The organism is Pseudarthrobacter sp. AG30 (assembly GCF_003116525.1).
In the GTDB taxonomy this organism is placed as follows: domain Bacteria; phylum Actinomycetota; class Actinomycetes; order Actinomycetales; family Micrococcaceae; genus Arthrobacter.
In genome coordinates, this window is sequence record NZ_QEHL01000008.1 from 208,446 (window position 1) to 226,274 (window position 17,829).

The window sequence follows — 17,829 nt, forward strand, 5'->3', positions numbered from 1 at the left end:
AATGACCGCAGCAACTGCCGCCCGGGACGCTTCCGGAACACCTGTCCAGCACTGGGACGCCCCTTTCGCTTCCCGGCCCGTCAACGCCACCGTTACGGTGCCTGGCTCGAAGTCCCTGACCAACAGGTACCTCGTTCTGGCGGCATTGGCGGATGGGCCGTCCCGGTTGCGGGCGCCCCTGCATTCCAGGGATTCCGTGCTGATGATCGATGCGCTGCGGCAGCTTGGCGCCACGATCACGGAGGTCCCGGGCGACGGAACCTTTGGTCCCGACCTCGAAGTGGTTCCGTTGCCTGCGTCCGCGCCCGTGACGGAGGCCCGGATCGACTGCGGGCTGGCCGGTACGGTGATGCGGTTCGTTCCGCCGCTCGCTGCGCTCCGCAACGGGGTAAGCGTGTTCGACGGCGACCCGCACGCACGCAAGCGCCCCATGGGGACCATCATCGAGGCCCTCAAGGCCCTGGGTGTGGCTGTCTCAGCCGAAGACGGCAACGCCCCGTCGTCCCTCCCGTTCGCCGTGGCGGGCAAGGGCTCCGTCCGCGGCGGCCACCTGGTGATTGATGCCAGCGCTTCGTCCCAGTTTGTCTCCGCGCTCCTGCTCGTGGGGGCACGGTTCGACGACGGCCTGCATCTTGAGCACGTGGGCAAACCGGTACCAAGCTTGGACCACATCAACATGACGGTCTCGGTCCTTCGCGGCGCAGGCGTGTCCGTGGACGATTCCGTGCCCAACCACTGGGTGGTGGCGCCCGGACCGATCCGTGCCTTCGACCAGCGGATCGAACAGGACCTTTCCAACGCGGGCCCGTTCCTGGCGGCGGCCCTCGCCTCTCGGGGAACGGTCCGGATCCCCAACTGGCCGGCGGAGACCCAGCAGGTGGGCGACCTGTGGCGCAACATCCTCACCAGCATGGGTGCCACGGTCACGTTGGACAGCGGCGTCCTGACCGTCACCGGCGGTCCGGAAATCAAGGGTGGGGACTTCGCGGACACCAGCGAACTCGCCCCCACCGTCGCCGCGCTGTGCGCCTTGGCCTCGGAGCCATCCCGGCTCACCGGGATCGCGCACCTGCGAGGACACGAAACCGACAGGCTGGCTGCCCTGGTGGCAGAGATCAACCGGCTCGGCGGAGACGCCGAGGAAACTCCGGACGGACTGCTCATCCGCCCCGCCCGGCTGCACGCCGGCGTCGTGCACAGCTACGCGGACCACCGGATGGCCACGGCCGGGGCGATCCTGGGACTGGCGGTACCGGGCGTCCAGGTGGAGGATATTGCCACCACAGCCAAGACCATGCCCGACTTCCCACAGCTGTGGGCAGGCATGCTGGCCCAGGAGGGCACGTCCGCTGCCGGACCGGAAGGGCGCGGCAGTGGCGCGGAGCACTGATTCCTGGGACGAATCGGACGTCAGGATCCGCCCGAGCAAGAAAGGCTCCAGGCCACGCACCAAAGACCGCCCCAGCCACGATGACGCCGTAACCGGCCGGATCATCACGGTGGACCGTGGGCGGTACACCGCGGTGGTGGGTGAGGACTCGGACAATGAGCGGGTGGTCATCGCTGCGCGGGCCCGCGAGCTTCGCCGCAATCCCGTGGTGGCCGGCGACTTCGTCTCCCTGGTGGGGGATGTCTCCGGAGCCCCGGACACGCTGGCCCGGCTGGTGAGAATTCAGGACCGCCGCACCCTGCTTCGCCGCAGTGCCGACGATACCGACCCCGTGGAGCGCGCCGTGGTGGCCAACGCGGACCAGCTGGTCATCGTCGTGGCGGCCGCCAACCCCGAGCCCCGCACAGGCTTCATTGACCGCGCCCTGGTGGCGGCCTACGACGCCGGGATCGCGCCGATCCTGCTGGTGACCAAGGCCGACGTCAAGGATCCCGCCGAGCTCCTCTCCAATTACACGCACCTGGACTTCCCCGTCATCATCAGCAAGACCGCCGACGCACAGGCCTCCGGGATCGACGCGCGGTCCGACGACGGCCTCTCCGCCCGGCTGGACAGCGCTGCGGTGGCCGCCCTCCGCGCACACCTCGACGGCACCGTCACCGTGATGCTGGGGCATTCCGGGGTGGGCAAATCCACTATGGTGAACGCACTCACGGGCGCCGAGCGCGCCACCGGCGGCGTCAACGCCGTCACCGGGCGCGGCCGGCACACGTCGTCGTCGGCACTGGCACTTCGGCTCGCGGACGCGCCGCCCGGCAGCTGGATCATCGACACCCCGGGGATCCGGTCCTTTGGCCTGGCGCACGTGGACCCGGACAGGATCCTGCGCTCGTTCCCGGATCTCTCCCCGGGCATCGAAAACTGCGAGCGGGGCTGCAAGCACACGGCAACGGCGGTCAACTGCGGGCTGGACGAGTGGGTGGACGGCGGACACGCCGGCCCTACCGGCGCCGCCCGCCTGGCGTCCCTGCGGCGGCTGCTCGGCGCCGATCCAAGGATGGAAGCACAGGAAACGAAGGAGCTTGGCAGCGTCAACTGACGCGTTCTCCCGGCAGAAACGCCCGCAGACGGTAGTTTGGAACCATGATCCAACCCGCTTCGAGTTACAACGATGACCTGCGCCTGGCCCACGTCCTGGCCGACTCCGTGGACGACCAGACGATGAGCCGGTTCAAGGCCCTGGACCTCCACGTCGAGACCAAGCCGGACCTGACGCCGGTCACCGACGCCGACAAGGCGGCCGAGGAGGCCATCCGAGGCCAACTCTCCCGCTCCCGGCCCCGCGATGCCGTCCTGGGTGAGGAATTCGGCAGCACCGGCCACGGCTCGCGGCGCTGGATCATCGATCCCATCGACGGGACCAAGAACTTCGTCCGCGGCGTCCCGGTCTGGGCCACGCTGATCGCCCTGGTGGACGAGGGCGAGCCGGTGGTGGGCGTCGTCAGCGCTCCGGCACTGGGCAAGCGCTGGTGGGCTGCCAAAGGCATGGGCGCGTACATGGGCAGGTCCCTGGCCGCCGCCACCCGGCTTCGGGTTTCCAACGTCTCAAACCTGGCCGACGCCTCCCTCTCCTATTCCAGCCTGGGCGGCTGGAAGGAACGCGGAAACCTTGACGACTTCCTCGGCCTGACGGAAGACGTGTGGCGGACCCGGGCGTACGGAGACTTCTGGTCCTACTGCATGGTGGCGGAAGGCTCGGTGGATATCGCCTGCGAACCCGAACTGAACCTGTACGACATGGCCGCCCTGGTACCGATCGTGGTGGAGGCCGGCGGCCGCTTCACGTCCCTCGAAGGCGAGGATGGCCCGTTCGGCGGCAATGCCCTGGCCACGAACTCGATCCTGCATTCAGAGGTGCTGCACCGGCTGAACCCGGACCTCGACGACCTGCTCCAGCAGTCGCCCTAGCGGCACAATAATCGAACAATACGACGCCGGACGCCTCCTTGAGGGGGCGTCCGCGGCCGTTTCTTCGGCAGGGCGTAACAAAAGCCTTAACAATTGCCGCGGCTTTAGTCCTGCCCATTCCATGTTCTACGCTTTTATCCAGGTCACGAGTGCCAGCGCAAAACCCCGGTTTGCTGGCCGGCAACCCTCCATTCGCGGTGGGGTGCCCCGGGTGACGACCAGGCCGGTCCGGAGCGGATACGGCAAGCGCGGATTCCACTGTGCCGGAGTCCTGTATCCAAGTGAGGTCTCTGTGACAACTGCCACCGTCTCCCCCCTTTCCGCCACCGCCAACGCCGCCGCGGCGGATCCGCGACAGGCCGTCGCCGGCCGGCCCCTCGCCGCGGTCACCGGCGCCGAGATCCAGGCGCCGCTGATCTCCGGCGGCCACGTCCGCTACGCAAACCTCGACTACGGCGCCTCCGCACCGGCGCTGTCAGTGGTGTCCGCGTACCTGAACGAGATCCTCCCGTACTACGCGAGTGTCCACCGGGGCGCCGGCTACGCATCCCAGATCAGCACCTCAGTGTACGAAAACGCACGCAACATTGTCCGCGACTTCGTGGGAGGGCGCCCCGGCGATTCGGTCGTCTTCACCCGCAACACCACCGACTCCCTGAACCTGCTGGCCGGCTGCCTGCCGCTGGCGGACGGCCGCCCCGCCGGAGATGTCCTTTACCTGGACATCGAACACCACGCCAACCTCCTGCCCTGGCAGGGCGTCCCGCACCGCAGCATTGTCGCCGCGGACACCATCAGCGGCACTTTGGAGGCAGTCCGCACCGAACTTGAGCAGGGCGGGGTCAGCCTGCTGGCCGTCACCGGCGCTTCCAACGTCACCGGCGAGATCCTCCCCATCCGGGCCTTGGCCGCGCTGGCGCACCAGTACGGCGCACGGATCGTGGTGGACGCCGCCCAGCTTGCGCCGCATCGCCGGGTGGACATCAGCACGGACGACGTCGACTACCTTGCGTTCTCCGGGCACAAGCTCTACGCGCCGTTCGGCGCAGGCGTCCTGGTGGGACGTGCTGACTGGCTGGACGCCGGTGTCCCGCACCTGGCCGGGGGCGGTGCCGTCAAGGAAGCAAGGCTCGACGGCGTCAGCTGGGCCACCGGCCCGGCCCGCCATGAGGGGGGATCGCCCAACGTCCTGGGAGCCGCCACGCTGGCCCGCGCCACCCAGGTGATCGCGGAACTGGACCAGGAACGCTGGCACGCCCACGAGTCCGCCATCCGCTCCTTCCTGGTGGAGGGCCTCCAGGGCATCGACGGCGTCACCGTCCACCAGATCTTCAAGGACACCAATCCGGAAACGGACACCATCGGCGTGGTCAATTTCTCGGTTGCAGGCTACGACGCCGGGCTGGTGGCCGCCTACCTCTCGGCGGAGCACGGCGTGGGCCTGCGGGACGGACGCTTCTGCGCCCACCCGCTGCTGAAACGCCTGGGCCTGCCCAACGGATCACTCCGGGCGAGCTTCGGCGTCGGATCCCGGCTGGAGGATGCCGAACGCCTTCTTGCCGGCATCCGCGCACTGCGCAGCAACGGACTGGGCTGGGACTACGTGGTTGACGCAGGCCGTTGGGTGCCCGCCAACGACTCCCGCACCTACCCGCACTGGGCACCCAACACCCCGGGCACGGCCGGCGCGGCCCCCTGTATCGACGACTAGGGCTCCTCCCGCTCCTGCTCCCCCACCACATGTCCAAAGGGGGTGCGGTAAATTCGAGGGGCATCAACAGTCGGAATTGAAGGAGTCCACGCGTGGTTCGGGGTGGCCCCAAGCTTGATCACGGGCGCCGGCGGGAACTTGGCGGCAGTTTCCGCGACGGCGGACGGCACTACCAGCGCGTCAGGCCGGGCTACCCCGTGGAATCAGCCCGGTGGCTGGTCCCGGCGCAGGCCCGTGACGCACTCGATGTCGGGGCCGGTACCGGGAAGTTTACGGCCCTGCTGCTGGAGCTTGGCCTGGAGGTAACCGCCGTCGACCCTTCCACGGACATGCTCGCCCAACTCGCGGCACACTGCCCTGCTGCCACGGCCGTGGCGGGGACCGCGGAGGCGACGGGGCTGGCCGAAGCCTCCTTCGACGTCGTCACCGTGGCGCAGGCCTGGCACTGGTGCGACGCGCTGCCGGCGAGCACCGAACTTGCCCGCGTCCTGCGCCCGCACGGAACGCTCGGACTCATCTGGAACCAACTGGATACCTCGGTGCCGTGGGTGCACAGGCTCTCCAGGATCATGCACGCCGGCGATGTGTACCGCCCGGGCCACAAGCCGGTGGTGGGGCCCGAATTCACCGGGCTCGAAGGGCATGTCACGCACTGGCAGGACAAGGTGACCACCACGGGCCTGATGGAACTCACCAAGTCCCGGAGCTATTACCTGCGCGCCGGCGAGGCAACCAGGGCCAAGGTCCTGGCGAACCTGGACTGGTACCTCCACGACCATCTGGCCTACCCGCCCGACCAGGAACTCGATCTTCCCTACCTCACCTTGGCGTGGCGCGCCGTGAAGGCGTAACGGGATGGGTTTGCCCGACGCCGCAGGCCCCGCGGACCCGGCCACGGCAGGGAACCCGGTAGGCTTGAGCCTGTGAAGACCAGCGCGCCATCCTCCTCCATCGAGGACTACGTCAAGGTCATCTATTCATTCACTGAATGGCAGGACAAGCCCATCACGTCCTCCCAACTGGCGCAGCGGCTCGGGGTTGCGAACTCGTCAGTATCGGAGATGGTCCGCAAGCTCAAGGACCAGGGCCTGGTGGACCACAAACCGTACAGCGCCGTGACCCTGACCGAGGCGGGACTGCGGCTCGCGCTGGCCATGGTGCGGCGCCACCGGCTGATCGAAACCTATCTCGTGGAGCGCCTGGGCTACAGCTGGGATGAAGTGCACGATGAAGCCGAACAGCTGGAGCATGCGGTGTCGGACACCTTCATCGAGCGCGTTGCCGCCAAGCTCGGGGACCCCAGCCGGGATCCGCACGGCGATCCCATTCCCACGGCGGACGGCCAGGTGCTGATGCCGCGCGCCCACCTCCTCGCCGAACTGGACGAAGGCCACGCCGGCAGGATCACCCGGATCAGCGACGACAACCCTGAGTTGCTCCGTTACCTTGCCTCGCAGGACATCGAGCTTGACGCCCGCGTGGAAGTGCTGGGGCGGCGGCCGTTTGGCGGCGCGCTGGTGGTGCGGATCGGCGGTGCCCGGGAATACGACCTCGCCGATGAGATCGCCACGGCGTTGTGGGTTTCCAGCGATGCCCCGCATCCCGGCTGCAGCCTTGATCTGTCCTGACCAGCGGATTGCCGGGACAGCCGGCTGAGGGGCTCCGGGGCAGCGTCCCGATTTGGCGGGCTCCCGTATGGTGGATGGTGATGATCAGCAGACGTGACGCCGCAATAGCCCTGGACGTACCCCTCGAAATGGCGCAGCGCCATGGCCTGCCGAAATGGATGCCCGAAGCTGAGCTCCGCGGCATCCTGGACAATCCTCCCCCGTGGCTGGTGCAGTCACGGGCCAACCGGACAGGCAAGCGGCCCGTGTGGGTCCATCTTGAGTGCGCCGTGTGCGGGTATGAGGAAGCGGCCCGCCCCAAGAAGTGGTGGCCGGACTTCACCTATGTGGTGTGCGGGCACCACGCACCGGAAGAGATCCCACCGGTACAGCCCGGTTGCGTCCGTGGCGAGTACGACGGCGTCGGGACGCGTTTCACAGGCATCGCGGACGTAGAAGCGCCGGCAGCGGGGGCATAGCGCTTCCGGACGCACCGCCCCCGGAGCCTACGGCGTCCCGTTGCCCGTCATTTCCTCCGGAACGGCGGTGAGGTGCACTTCGGTGCCGTCCCGCAGGACCTTCAGGTCAAGCGGCTCGCCGATGGCATCGGAAAACAGGAGCCGCTGCAGGCTTTCGGCGTTGCTGACGGGACGGCCTCCCGCCGTCAGCAGGATGTCCCCGGCCGCCAGCCCTGCCTTGTCCGCCGGAGAACCGGGCAGCACCTCCACGACGCGCAGCCCTTCGCGGAGCCCGCTGCGGATCACAGCGCTGGGGTTGAGCTGGATCGGTGTGCTGACAAGGCCAAGGTAGGCACGGCGTACCCTGCCGTCCGACAGCAGCGCGGCGATGATCCTGCGGGTGGTGGCGTTGATCGGTATGGCGAGCCCCAGGCCGGCGCCCGCCACTGCCGTGTTGATGCCGACGATCCTGGAGCGCGTGTCTGCCAGCGCTCCACCGGAGTTACCGGGGTTCAGTGCGGCGTCCGTCTGGATAACGTCCTCGATCACCCTCCGGTTACCCCCGGCCCAGACCGGAATGGCCCGGCCCAAACCACTGACCACGCCCGCGGTGACTGATCCCGCGAGTCCCAGTGGGTTTCCGACGGCCACCACAAGCTGGCCCACGCGCAGACTTTCAGCCGCGCCGAATTCAGCCGGCGGCACCTTGGGCCGCGAACCGTGGACCACTGCAAGATCAGACAGGGGGTCGGCTCCCACCAGTTCCAGTTCCATCCTGCTGCCGTCGCCGAAGACCGCAAATCCGTGCCGGGTGCCTGCCACGACGTGTGAGTTGGTGAGGAGGTATCCGTCCTCGGTGAAGAGCACCGCCGAGCCGGCGCCCACCCTGACCCTGCTGTTCCTCCGGTTAGCGGTCATCTCGATTGCCGCCACGTGCGGCGTAACCGTCGCCGCCACCCGCATGACCGTCTGCGAGTACGAGTCCAGGATGTCGTCGTCATCCGGCGGCATGATTTTCCGCGCCTGCTCCATGGGGCACCTCCAGCCCTCGTGCCGGTTCACCCGGTGCGGTCCCCGGTCCGTTGCCGGCCGTGGCAGGTTTCCATCGGGATCCTTACGCTAGTCAACGACGCAGTGGCAGATTCCAGTCCCGGTGCTGCTACGCCGTCGGTGAACAGCACCGCGGCGTCCGGCATTCCCTTCCCGCCGGTGCGCTGGTGCTGCCCAGGCTTTAGGATCGGTAGCATGACTGGTTCCCCGGCGGGCTCTCCCACGGAAATTTTGGACGCTGATGCGTGCTGGCAGTACCTGAGGTCTTCCTATATCGGCCGGCTGGCGGTCATCAACGGCGAGATTCCGGAAATCTTTCCGGTGAATTTCTCTGTCTCCGGCGACACGCTGTTCTTCCGGACGGCGCCGGGAACCAAGCTTCGTGCCTTGCTGCGCGGGGCGGTGGCAGCGCTGGAGGTTGATGGACTCAATCCATACGCCACGGAGGTGTGGAGCGTGGTTGCAAAGGGCAGGCCGGAACCGTTCGACGAAACGCGCATGAGCCTGCCGGCAGTCGACGCCGACCGTGAACCATGGGAGGCCGGGATCAAGGACCACCTGATCGCCATCTCCCCCACCGAACTCACCGGCCGCCGGTTCGCGGTCACGCCGCCCACCCGGTGGTGGCCGCCTGTGGACTTCGCCGCCGATTGGCTCTAGCCGCAGCACATTCCTCCGCCCAAGGCCGGGCCTTTGTGCCCTTTCCGGGGGCGGTGGACTTCCCTACGCTGTGCCCTATGACAGAGAACCCAAACGTACCTGCAGCTGAAATCCTCGATGCGGAAGAGTGCTGGTCGCTTCTCGCGCAGACCGGGGTGGGACGCCTGGCCGTGATGGCGGATGGCCATCCGGACGTCTTTCCGGTCAATTACAAGGTTGACGGCCAGACCTTGGTCTTCCGCACGGGCGGGGGCACCAAACAGCAGGCCATTGAGGCGGACGCTGTGGTCGCTTTGGAGGCAGATGCAGTCAGTTCCCAGTTCGGCCTGGCATGGAGCGTCGTGGTCAAGGGCAAAGCCGCAGAGACGACCCCCACAGGCCCTGACTTGGACAATATCCGGCGGGCGCTCTTCCCTTGGCAGGGCGTGGGCAAGGAATATTTCATCCGCATTACGCCGGAATCCATCACGGGCCGGCGTTTCACCATGACCGCACCGCTGCTGTGGCAGACGCCGTTGGACGACGCGACCCGCGCGGGCTTCGAGTAGCCGCCACCGAACCGGACGCATCATGCGTGCATGGTGGGTGGGCGCCCCGGGCCCCATATCCACGCATCCCCTGGTCCAGGGGCACAGGGCCACGCCGAAGCCGCGGCCGCGTGAGCTCCTGGTGCAGGTCAGTGTCTGCGGCGTGTGCCGCACGGACCTCCATCTCGCTGAAGGAGACCTGGCACCACGCCATCCGCACGTGGTCCCCGGGCACGAGGCGGTCGGCGTCGTCATCGAAACGGGCGCGGACTGCACACGGTTCCACGCCGGCGACAGGGTAGGCATCGCCTGGCTCGGCAGCGTGTGCGGCCGGTGCGATTACTGCCGGCGCGGCGACGAAAACCTGTGCTCATCGCCAGTGTTCACCGGGTGGGACAAGGACGGAGGCTTTGCCGAACGGCTGGCAATCGCCGAAGACTTCGCCTACCCGGTCCCGGCGGCCTTTTCCGACGAACAGGCCGCACCGTTGCTGTGCTCCGGGATCATCGGGTACCGCGCCCTGAAACGCGCCGCATTGCCGGTTGGCGGCCGCCTTGGCATCTATGGCTTTGGCAGTTCCGCCCACATCACCGCTCAGCTGGCCATCAGGCAGGGCGCCTCCGTGTTCGTCATGACCCGGTCGGAGGAGGCCCGGTCACTCGCACTGGAACTGGGGGCGGAGTACGCCGGCGACGCCTACGGGCGGCCGCCCGTCCCCCTGGATTCGGCCATCCTCTTTGCCCCGGTGGGCGATCTTGTCCCGGTGGCGCTGGCGGCCCTCGACCGCGGCGGGACCGTTGCCGTCGCGGGCATCCACCTGAGCGATATTCCGTCCCTGAATTATGGCAGGGAGCTTTTCTACGAGCGCCAGCTGCGTAGCGTCACCGCCAATACCCGGGCGGACGGCCGTGAATTCCTGGCCCTGGCGGCGAGGCTGTCGCTGACCTTGAAAACAACCGCATACCCCTTCGACTCCGCCGATGAGGCGCTGGAAGACCTGGCAGCCGACAGGATCACCGGGTCCGCCGTCCTGCGCGTCCGCCCGGAGCAGCCTGGTTAAGCCCAGCCCTATTCCGGCCCCTTCCGGCGGTCGAGTTACCCGAACAGCACGGCGGCTTCCCTGTAGCGGGCCTCGGGAACCCTCTTGAGTTCGCCCAGGGCCTCATCCAGGCCCACATTCACGATGTCCGTGCCCCGGAGCGAAACCATCGTGCCCCACCGTCCGGCGGCGGCTGATTCAACGGCAGCCAGGCCAAGCCGGGTGGCAAGGACACGGTCAAAGGCGGTGGGCTCGCCGCCGCGCTGGATATGGCCCAGCACGGTGGCCCTGGTTTCGATGCCGGTCCGTTCCTGCAGTTGTTCCTCAAGCAGCAGCCCGATCCCGCCGAGGCGTGGCCGGCCGAAGGTGTCCAGGCCGCGCGGCGCGTAAGGTGCCTGCCGCCCCTCCGGCGCGAAAGCTTCAGCCACCACCACCAGCGGAGCCCTGCCACGGTCCCGCGCCGACAGCACCCAGGCGGAGATCTGCTCGATCGGGACGGGATGTTCCGGGATCAGGATGGCGTGCGCACCGGACGCCATGCCTGAGTGCAGCGCTATCCAGCCGGCGTTCCTGCCCATGACCTCGGCAATCATGCACCGGTGGTGTGATTCCCCCGTGGTCCGCAACCGGTCAATTGCCTCGGTGGCAGTCTGGACTGCGGTGTCGAAACCAAAAGTGTAATCCGTCGCGCCCAAGTCGTTATCGATGGTTTTTGGGACACCCAGGACGTTGAGCCCCTGTCCGCACAGCTCCCGGGCCGCCGCCAGGGTGCCTTCTCCCCCGATGGCAATCAGGCCGTCCAGCCCGCTGCGCTGGAAGCCGGCACGTACTGCGTCGATGCCGCCCGCGGCCAGCGGATTGGTCCGCGACGTCCCCAGGATAGTCCCGCCAAGGCGCGCGATCCCGCGGACACCCGTCCTGGGCAGGGGAACGACGTCGTCCTCCAGGACGCCCCGCCATCCATCGCGGAATCCTACGAACTCGTACCCATGGACGACGTCGCCGCCCAGCACCGCTCCACGGATGACCGCATTCACGCCGGGGCAGTCGCCGCCGCTGGTCAGGATCCCCAGCCGCCTCACGATGCCGCCACCCCGGCGGTGCGGGCGGGTAGCGGGAACTGCCGGGTTTGGCCTGGCGGCAGGACCACATCGGTGCCATTAACGTGCACGGTGATGGGGCCGGCGTCACCGGGGGCCGACGCGATGCTCATCTGCCCGTCCTTGAGGTGGACCCGCAGCCGGTGTCCCCGGTAGAGGACCTCGAAGGCCACGGCACGCAGCCGTGTTGGCAGGTTGGGGGCGAACAGGATGCTGTCCCCGCTGAAGCGCAGGCCGGCAAAGCTGCGCTGCACCACGTCGATGGTTCCTCCCATGGCCCCCAAATGGATACCCGCCCGGGTGGTGCCGTGCTGGGTGTCGTCAAGGTCGGCGTCGAGCGCTTCCCGGAAACTGTCCCAGGCACGGTCGGCATCCACCCCGGCCAGGACGGAGGCGTGGGCCACCCGGCTCAGCGTGGAGCCATGGGCCGTCCTGGACAGGTAGTACTCGACGGTCCGGTTCAGCTGCTCCCTCGTGAAACCGTAGCCCAGCCGCTCGAGGATACCCAGCAGGCCTTCGTGTCCCAGTAGATACGGGAGCATCAGAACGTCCGCCTGCTTAGCCAGCTTGTAGCCGTTGGTTCCGTCCCCCTCCGCTTCCAGAATCAGGTCCAGCCGCTCAATGTCGCCATAGGCGTCGCGGTAGTGCTCCCAGTCCAGTTCCTTGAGCTGCTCGTACCCCTCGAACTGGCTGATGACGCCGTCGCTGTGGAAAGGGACATACATGGCAGCGCCCGTGGCTTCCCAGCCTGCGGCCTCCTCGTCGTCAACGCCGAGTGATTCCATCAGCCCGGCACGCTCGCTTCCGTGCAGGTAGCGAAGGATTTCCGCCGCCTGCAGGCACACCCACGCCGCCATGACGTTGGTGTACGCGTTGTCATCCAGGCCGGGGTCGGCCCGGCCCGGATATCCCGTGTGGTATTCATCCGGGCCCACAACACCGCGCAGGTGATATCTGCCATCGCGCCGGTCGAGGGAGGCCAGGGACTGGAAGAACCGGGCCACTTCGATCACCAGCTCCGCACCTTTTTGCAGGAGCCAGATCTTGTCACCGGTGGCCTGGAAGTACTGCCATGCGTTGAAGGCCACCGCGAGGCCCGAGTGCACCTGAAGATGGGAGTAGTCCCTGACCCACCGTCCGGAACGCTCGTTGTACAACCACTTCGGCGTTTCCTCAGTCCCGTCGCTGCCGCTCTGCCACGGGAACTTCGCCCCTGCCAGGCCGGCCGCGGCGGCAGCGTGCCTGGCAGCGGGCAGCCGCCGCCACCGGTACTCAATGACGGAGCGGGCCACCACCGGGGTCCTGGAGGTGAGCACCGGGAGAACGAACAATTCATCCCAGAAAACGTGCCCGCGGTAGCCCTCGCCGTGCAGTCCACGCGCAGTGACACCGGCATCCAGTTCGGCCGTGTGGCGCGTCAGCGTCTGCAACAGGTGGAAGATGTGCAGGTTGAGGACCAGGCGTACCTGGACCGGGGCGTCGATTTCCACGAGGAACGGGCGGAGTTCCCTCCGCCATGCTTCCTCGTGGGATGCCAAGAGCCGGGGAAAGGAATCGCCGGCGCGTTCCAGCACCGCGCGGGCGCCGGTTTCCGGGGAGGAAATGGCCCGGTCACGGGACGTCACCACCGCCACCGTCTTGGTCAGCCTGACAGGGATGCCCGGCGTGAGGGAAATCTGGAACGTCCTGTAGTGGAAGGCCCCTTCTCCGCCCTCCCCTAACGACTCTGCCGCCACGGACACGTGCGTACGGTACGCCGCAGCGATACGGATGAGGCTTTGGGTGGTTTGGACTTCGACGACGGATGGAGCGTGCAGGGGCAGTTCGACGGCGGTGCCGCCCGACGGCGTCAGATCGGCCAGGTGGATGTCCGAGCCCTGGGCACGCTCCGGCAGGTTCGCGTTGCGGACGCCGGCGTTGATGCCGCTGCGAACTTCCACGGCGCCGCTCCACCCCAAGGCGGTGATGGTGGTCTCAAGCGCCAGGAGGTGGGGTTCGGCCATGGAAACGAAGCGGACCTGGACCACCTCCATGCGACGGCGGTCCGCGCCTTCGAGCAGCAGGCGCCTTTCCAGCACGGCCCGTCGGAGGTCCAGGACACGGCGCTCACGCACCACGGCCAGGCCGCCGTCCGACCACCACGGCAGCCCGGCGATCCGGAGGTCCAGCGGGAGGCAGTCCGGCGCATTGACCATGTGCTCCTCGACCAGCGTCTCGTCTGCGGCCTTCACGGTAACCCTGTTGTACACGCCGGCAAGGTACATGCCCGCGTAGCTGAAGGGGCTCCCTTCAGGGGCCGCCCCCCGGACGCCCATGTAGCCGTTGCCCAACGTGGTCAGGGCTTCACGGTGCCCCTCGTGGCCGGCGTCGACGCCTTCATACACGAGGTGCCAGGCGTTGCCGATGACCAGTCCCAGGTCCAGCTCACCCACATCGTTCAGCACAGTACTTGCGCCGGCGGCCTCCAATTGGCGGCGGCTGCCGCTGCGGTCGATTCCGACCACCAGGCCGAAGCCGCCCCGGCGCCCTGCTTCCACTCCCGCCGCTGAGTCCTCTATGACCACGGCGTGTGCCGGTGCGACGCGCAGCTGGACGGCGGCGGCGAGGAAGACGTCCGGTGCCGGTTTCCCCCGCAAACCCAGGCCAGCCGCCGTCGCGCCGTCCATGACCACAGTGAACAGGTGCTCGATGCCGGCGGCTTCCAGGACCAGTGCGGCGTTCCGGCTGGCGGTGACCACCGCGGTGGGGACTGCAGCGCCGGCAAGCCGCTGCAGCAATTGCAGCGTTCCCGGGTAGCTTTGCACCCCGTCCCGGCGCAGCCGCTGGTGGAACAGTTCGTTCTTCCAAGCGCCCAGGCCAAACCCGGTCCAGGCTCCCGGCTCGTCAGTCTCGGCTCCCCTGGCGATCTCTACCCCCCTCGCTGCGAGGAACCGGACCACGCCGTCCTCACGCGGCATGCCATCGATGAAAGAGAGGTACTCCGCCCGGGTCAGCGGAGCACGGTTGGCGCCGGCGGGCATCCGCGGGTCCTGGAAGATGCGGTCGAAGGCATCTTTCCACGCAGCCTGGTGGACCAGCGCCGTGTTGGTTACCACCCCGTCCAGGTCGAAAATGACGGCGTCAAAAGGGGGCTTGGCGGCAGCGGCGGTTGGCGACCCAATCATAGGTCAGTGGTACCAGCACGCACGGGAATCCGGACAGGGCCGTTGGGCCCGCCCCTCGTTTCCAGGGCCTATACGGGTTCGTGCCGGGTGCCGTGTCCCACGTGGTTCCACCAGGTCAGCGGCGACGGGATGGTGAAGCGCCTGCCGGTTATCGAAGTGGGGACGATCCGGACGAAGTGGTCCTTCTGCCCGGCCTGCCAAGGGAACAGGGTAAGGCCTGCTCCGGCGAGGAGTTCATCGGAGGGCTCCAGGACGACGGCTTTTCCCTTGACCAGCACGCTCCAGGCTTTGGCGTCGTCGTGCCCGTCGGCTTCAAGCGCGACCGCGAGTGGGCCGCCGGCGGCGCGCAGCTTGGTTCCCTCGCCCGTGCGGAAGACCAGCGACTGCTGATCCACTTTGTAGTTGACGGGGAAGACTTCCGGGTAGCCGTTGACGAACACGGCGAGGTGCCCAACCGAGACACCGCGCAGGAGGTCCCAGCAGCTGCCTGGGTCCAGGAGCTCAGTGGGCGTTTGCGGCGGATCGTTGTGCATAAAGTCGACGGTAGCCGCGTGCCGGAGCATGCCACTAGAGCATTTAGGCCCGGCGCTGTCCCGGTGGCGGGGTAGCGGGTGGGAACCCCTTGGAAGCCGGTGGGCACCGGCGCAGGCATGCCGCGGTGCTAGAGTACCCCGGGGGGTTGCAACAGCGGCCCAGACGCAGGGCTCGCTTGATTCATGACCTCACCGACTCCGCCGCCGCCAGGCGGCCGGTATTCGTCCAGGCCTTTCCGCGCGCAGGATACCGCACGCGGGCATCGAGAAGCTGCCGGCGCCATTCCATCTCCGGATGTCGCCTGAACACGCCAAGCACTGTGTGCACAGCCTGGAGGCCCTCCACGCATGCCGCCAGCGGCACGGCAGGCGCGCTGCGCTTAAACGAAGATCGACAAGGAGTACCTGTGACCGGACACGTTGTCCTGCGAACCCGCGCGGAAATGCGGCGGACAGAGGCCGTCAACGCAACCCGCAAGGATATCCAGGCACTTCGCGCACTGGCGGTGGGGCTTGTGGTCCTGAACCATTTGTGGCCGGCACGGCTTCCCGGCGGGTACGTCGGCGTCGATGTGTTCTTCGTGATCTCAGGCTATTTGATCTCCAAGCACCTGCTCGGCGAACTGGAGCGGTCAAACCGCATCAATCTCGGACAGTTCTATTCCCGGCGCATCAGGCGGTTGCTTCCTGCCGCAACGCTCGTTGCCTCGGTTTCCCTGCTGGCTGCATGGGCACTGCTGCCATTTTCGCGCTGGCTCGCCATTGCGCAGGAAACCATTGCGTCGGTTCTGTACGTGGAAAACTGGGTTTTGGCGGCGAAGTCGGTTGACTACTCGGCCCACAACGAAGCCGCTTCGACGGTGCAGCACTATTGGTCCCTCTCGGTGGAGGAACAGTTCTACCTGGTCTGGCCCCTGCTGTTCCTGGGGCTGTCCCTGGTCGCGATCCGCTTCCGCCTCCGCAGGCGGGCGTTACTGGCACTGGGTGTCGTTCTGGTGTGTGCCCTTGCATTGGCATTCTGCATCTGGTTTACCTATTCCAACCGGAGCCCGGCCTATTTTGTCACGCCCGCACGTGCCTGGGAGTTCGGCGCAGGCGCACTGATAGCCCTCGGAGGCCCCCACGCAATGGCAGCCTTGCGACTGCGGCTGCCCGACCACCACCTGGCCATCTCCGGCACCGCCCAATATCTCGGATACGGGTTGATCGCGTATTCGGCCTTGGCCTACAACGAGCAGACTTTCTTCCCAGGCTTCGCCGCGGTGGTCCCAGTTGCGGGCACGGTCCTTGTGATCGCGTCCGGGCCCAACAGTCCGTTCTGGTCCCCCAACCAGCTCCTGTCCGCAAGGCCCATCCAGCTTCTGGGTGACGTGTCCTACTCCCTCTACCTGTGGCATTGGCCGCTGATCGTCCTGGCACCCGCGCTCGTGGGCCACTCGCTGGGGACACGGGACAAGGCGGTCCTCCTGGTGGCGGCCGTTGCGCTGGCGTACCTTTCCAAGAAATTCATTGAAGATCCGGGCCGCACGAAGCTGCTCCGCGGAGCCAAACCCATCCGAGTCTTTGCGGCAATGGCAGTCGCTGCAGCAATGGTCGCCGCACTCTGCGGCGGGCTCCTGCTGAACTTTGGGAAAGCCCAGGCTGCTGAAGCGGCGAAGCTGGAGAGCCTCATCGGCGAACCTTGCCACGGGGCGCGCAGCCTCGACCCGCGAAACAATTGCAGCGACCCCTTTGGTGCAGCCAAAGTCGCCAATGTGGGGCAGAACGAAGCGCCTTGGTTCAGCGCGCCCGAATGCCACCCGTCCGCGGATCCGGTTGTCTACGAGGATCAACAAATCCTGGCAGACTGCGATTTCACTGGTGGCGCTCAGCCGGAGGCAACTGTCTGGCTCGTTGGCGACTCGCACGCGGAACAGTGGAAGGCTGCCCTGTATGAGCTGGCAAGGATTCACAAGTGGAAGCTAAAGGAATCCCTGCTGGGCGGCTGTCCGTTCATCAACGTGAACAGGGCTGCCTTCATGGGCGCGGCCGCGGACCAGCACTCACAGGAGAGGTGCCTCGGATGGAGCACCCAGGTCTCCGACCGGATCGTCAAGGAAAAGCCAGACATGGTCTTCGTTTCCTCTTTCGGGGCAGGTGAAACCATCGACGACGGCACAGGCCGGCCGCAAATGGATCAATACAAGGACTCCGTGACGAAAAGGTTCGGTGACTGGACAGCGGCAGGCAGCCGGGTCTTCGTCTTCCGGGATCCGCCACTGACCCTTCACCGCACCAGCCCCGACTGCGTGTCGCTGAACCCGCAGCAACCCGTCACTTGCACCAACGCACGTGAGGAGGCGCTGGCGCCTGACCCGGTTGCGGAGGCCGCCAAAAGCATGGGCAAGCCCAATGTAAAGGTCCTCGACCTCTCGGATCAGTTCTGCGACGGCCAGCGCTGCTACGCGGTCATTGGCGGACTGCAGGTCTATTTCGACAATGACCATGCCGCCCGCAGCTATATCCGGTCCTTGGTCCCGGTCCTGTCCCAGCGGTTCAACGAGGCCCGGCAGTAGTTCCCGGCGTCCTGAGGGGTGCTGCTGGTGCCCTCGCCGAACAAACGAAAACGCCCCGGTCCTGGGA

General features: G+C 67.2%; 15 protein-coding genes and 1 riboswitch. Of the genes, 11 read left to right on the plus strand and 4 right to left on the minus strand.

All coding sequences use genetic code 11. The features are described 5' to 3' along the window. The first annotated feature begins 1 nt into the window (after position 1). The 7 genes from aroA (at position 2) to DC347_RS08760 (ending at position 7,155) form a co-directional block, all read left to right on the plus strand. On the plus strand, positions 2–1,390 hold the full coding sequence (aroA, locus tag DC347_RS08730) for a 3-phosphoshikimate 1-carboxyvinyltransferase (RefSeq protein ID WP_018760164.1): 1,389 nt from the start codon (positions 2–4) through the stop codon (positions 1,388–1,390). Further along, on the plus strand, positions 1,374–2,489 hold the full coding sequence (gene rsgA / locus DC347_RS08735; RefSeq protein ID WP_109045086.1) for a ribosome small subunit-dependent GTPase A: 1,116 nt from the start codon (positions 1,374–1,376) through the stop codon (positions 2,487–2,489). The genes aroA and rsgA overlap by 17 nt, the downstream gene beginning before the upstream one ends. Positions 2,490–2,533: 44 nt before the next feature. Then, positions 2,534–3,358 (plus strand): histidinol-phosphatase, encoded by an 825-nt coding sequence (gene hisN, locus DC347_RS08740; protein WP_018760166.1) that lies wholly within the window; start codon positions 2,534–2,536, stop codon positions 3,356–3,358. 141 nt (positions 3,359–3,499) lie between these two features. Further along, positions 3,500–3,613, plus strand: a riboswitch (SAM riboswitch). Positions 3,614–3,650: 37 nt separating this feature from the next. Then, complete coding sequence (locus tag DC347_RS08745; protein WP_109045087.1) at positions 3,651–5,069, plus strand: aminotransferase class V-fold PLP-dependent enzyme; 1,419 nt, start codon at positions 3,651–3,653, stop codon at positions 5,067–5,069. Positions 5,070–5,161: 92 nt separating this feature from the next. Beyond that, a complete protein-coding gene (locus DC347_RS08750) occupies positions 5,162–5,920 on the plus strand; it encodes a class I SAM-dependent methyltransferase (protein WP_109045088.1) in 759 nt (252 codons plus the stop codon). A gap of 72 nt (positions 5,921–5,992) precedes the next feature. Further along, positions 5,993–6,697 carry a metal-dependent transcriptional regulator gene (locus tag DC347_RS08755; RefSeq protein WP_018760169.1) on the plus strand — a complete coding sequence of 235 codons (705 nt, stop codon included), beginning with the start codon at positions 5,993–5,995 and terminating at the stop codon, positions 6,695–6,697. An 80-nt stretch (positions 6,698–6,777) separates the two neighbouring features. Continuing rightward, positions 6,778–7,155: a hypothetical protein gene (locus DC347_RS08760; protein ID WP_109045089.1), complete on the plus strand. Its 378-nt coding sequence runs from the start codon at positions 6,778–6,780 to the stop codon at positions 7,153–7,155. Between the two features lie 27 nt (positions 7,156–7,182). Here the strand turns inward: DC347_RS08760 and DC347_RS08765 are convergent, their stop codons facing one another. After that, complete coding sequence (locus DC347_RS08765) at positions 7,183–8,166, minus strand: S1C family serine protease (protein ID WP_109045090.1); 984 nt, start codon at positions 8,164–8,166, stop codon at positions 7,183–7,185. Between the two features lie 213 nt (positions 8,167–8,379). Between DC347_RS08765 and DC347_RS08770 the strand changes: the two genes are divergently transcribed. The 3 genes from DC347_RS08770 (at position 8,380) to DC347_RS08780 (ending at position 10,431) form a co-directional block, all read left to right on the plus strand. After that, a complete protein-coding gene (locus DC347_RS08770) occupies positions 8,380–8,844 on the plus strand; it encodes a pyridoxamine 5'-phosphate oxidase family protein (protein ID WP_109045091.1) in 465 nt (154 codons plus the stop codon). Between the two features lie 77 nt (positions 8,845–8,921). After that, entirely contained in the window at positions 8,922–9,392 is a 471-nt protein-coding gene (locus tag DC347_RS08775) for a pyridoxamine 5'-phosphate oxidase family protein (RefSeq protein WP_109045092.1), read from the plus strand. Positions 9,393–9,414: 22 nt separating this feature from the next. Beyond that, a complete protein-coding gene (locus tag DC347_RS08780) occupies positions 9,415–10,431 on the plus strand; it encodes a zinc-dependent alcohol dehydrogenase family protein (RefSeq protein ID WP_109045093.1) in 1,017 nt (338 codons plus the stop codon). Between the two features lie 35 nt (positions 10,432–10,466). Here DC347_RS08780 and DC347_RS08785 read toward each other — a convergent pair whose 3' ends face one another. From DC347_RS08785 to DC347_RS08795, 3 genes are all read right to left on the minus strand, one after another. Further along, on the minus strand, positions 10,467–11,492 hold the full coding sequence (locus tag DC347_RS08785) for an ATP-dependent 6-phosphofructokinase (protein ID WP_109045094.1): 1,026 nt from the start codon (positions 11,490–11,492) through the stop codon (positions 10,467–10,469). Continuing rightward, positions 11,489–14,674, minus strand: a complete 3,186-nt coding sequence (locus tag DC347_RS08790; protein ID WP_109045095.1) for an HAD-IA family hydrolase — start codon at positions 14,672–14,674, stop codon at positions 11,489–11,491. Before DC347_RS08790 ends, DC347_RS08785 begins: the two co-directional genes overlap by 4 nt. A gap of 68 nt (positions 14,675–14,742) precedes the next feature. Further along, a complete protein-coding gene (locus DC347_RS08795) occupies positions 14,743–15,207 on the minus strand; it encodes a pyridoxamine 5'-phosphate oxidase family protein (protein ID WP_165837999.1) in 465 nt (154 codons plus the stop codon). 407 nt (positions 15,208–15,614) lie between these two features. On the opposite strand from DC347_RS08795, the gene DC347_RS08800 reads away from it, so the two are divergent. After that, positions 15,615–17,762, plus strand: a complete 2,148-nt coding sequence (locus DC347_RS08800; protein WP_109045097.1) for an acyltransferase family protein — start codon at positions 15,615–15,617, stop codon at positions 17,760–17,762. Positions 17,763–17,829 lie beyond the last annotated feature (67 nt).

Coding starts and splice junctions, on each gene's coding strand:
- aroA (WP_018760164.1), top strand. CDS start 2: ATGACCGCAGCAACTGCCGCCCGGGACGCTTCCGGAACACCTGTCCAG.
- hisN (WP_018760166.1), top strand. CDS start 2,534: ATGATCCAACCCGCTTCGAGTTACAACGATGACCTGCGCCTGGCCCAC.
- DC347_RS08760 (WP_109045089.1), top strand. CDS start 6,778: ATGATCAGCAGACGTGACGCCGCAATAGCCCTGGACGTACCCCTCGAA.
- DC347_RS08765 (WP_109045090.1), bottom strand. CDS start 8,166: ATGGAGCAGGCGCGGAAAATCATGCCGCCGGATGACGACGACATCCTG.
- DC347_RS08770 (WP_109045091.1), top strand. CDS start 8,380: ATGACTGGTTCCCCGGCGGGCTCTCCCACGGAAATTTTGGACGCTGAT.
- DC347_RS08775 (WP_109045092.1), top strand. CDS start 8,922: ATGACAGAGAACCCAAACGTACCTGCAGCTGAAATCCTCGATGCGGAA.
- DC347_RS08780 (WP_109045093.1), top strand. CDS start 9,415: ATGCGTGCATGGTGGGTGGGCGCCCCGGGCCCCATATCCACGCATCCC.
- DC347_RS08790 (WP_109045095.1), bottom strand. CDS start 14,674: ATGATTGGGTCGCCAACCGCCGCTGCCGCCAAGCCCCCTTTTGACGCC.
- DC347_RS08795 (WP_165837999.1), bottom strand. CDS start 15,207: ATGCACAACGATCCGCCGCAAACGCCCACTGAGCTCCTGGACCCAGGC.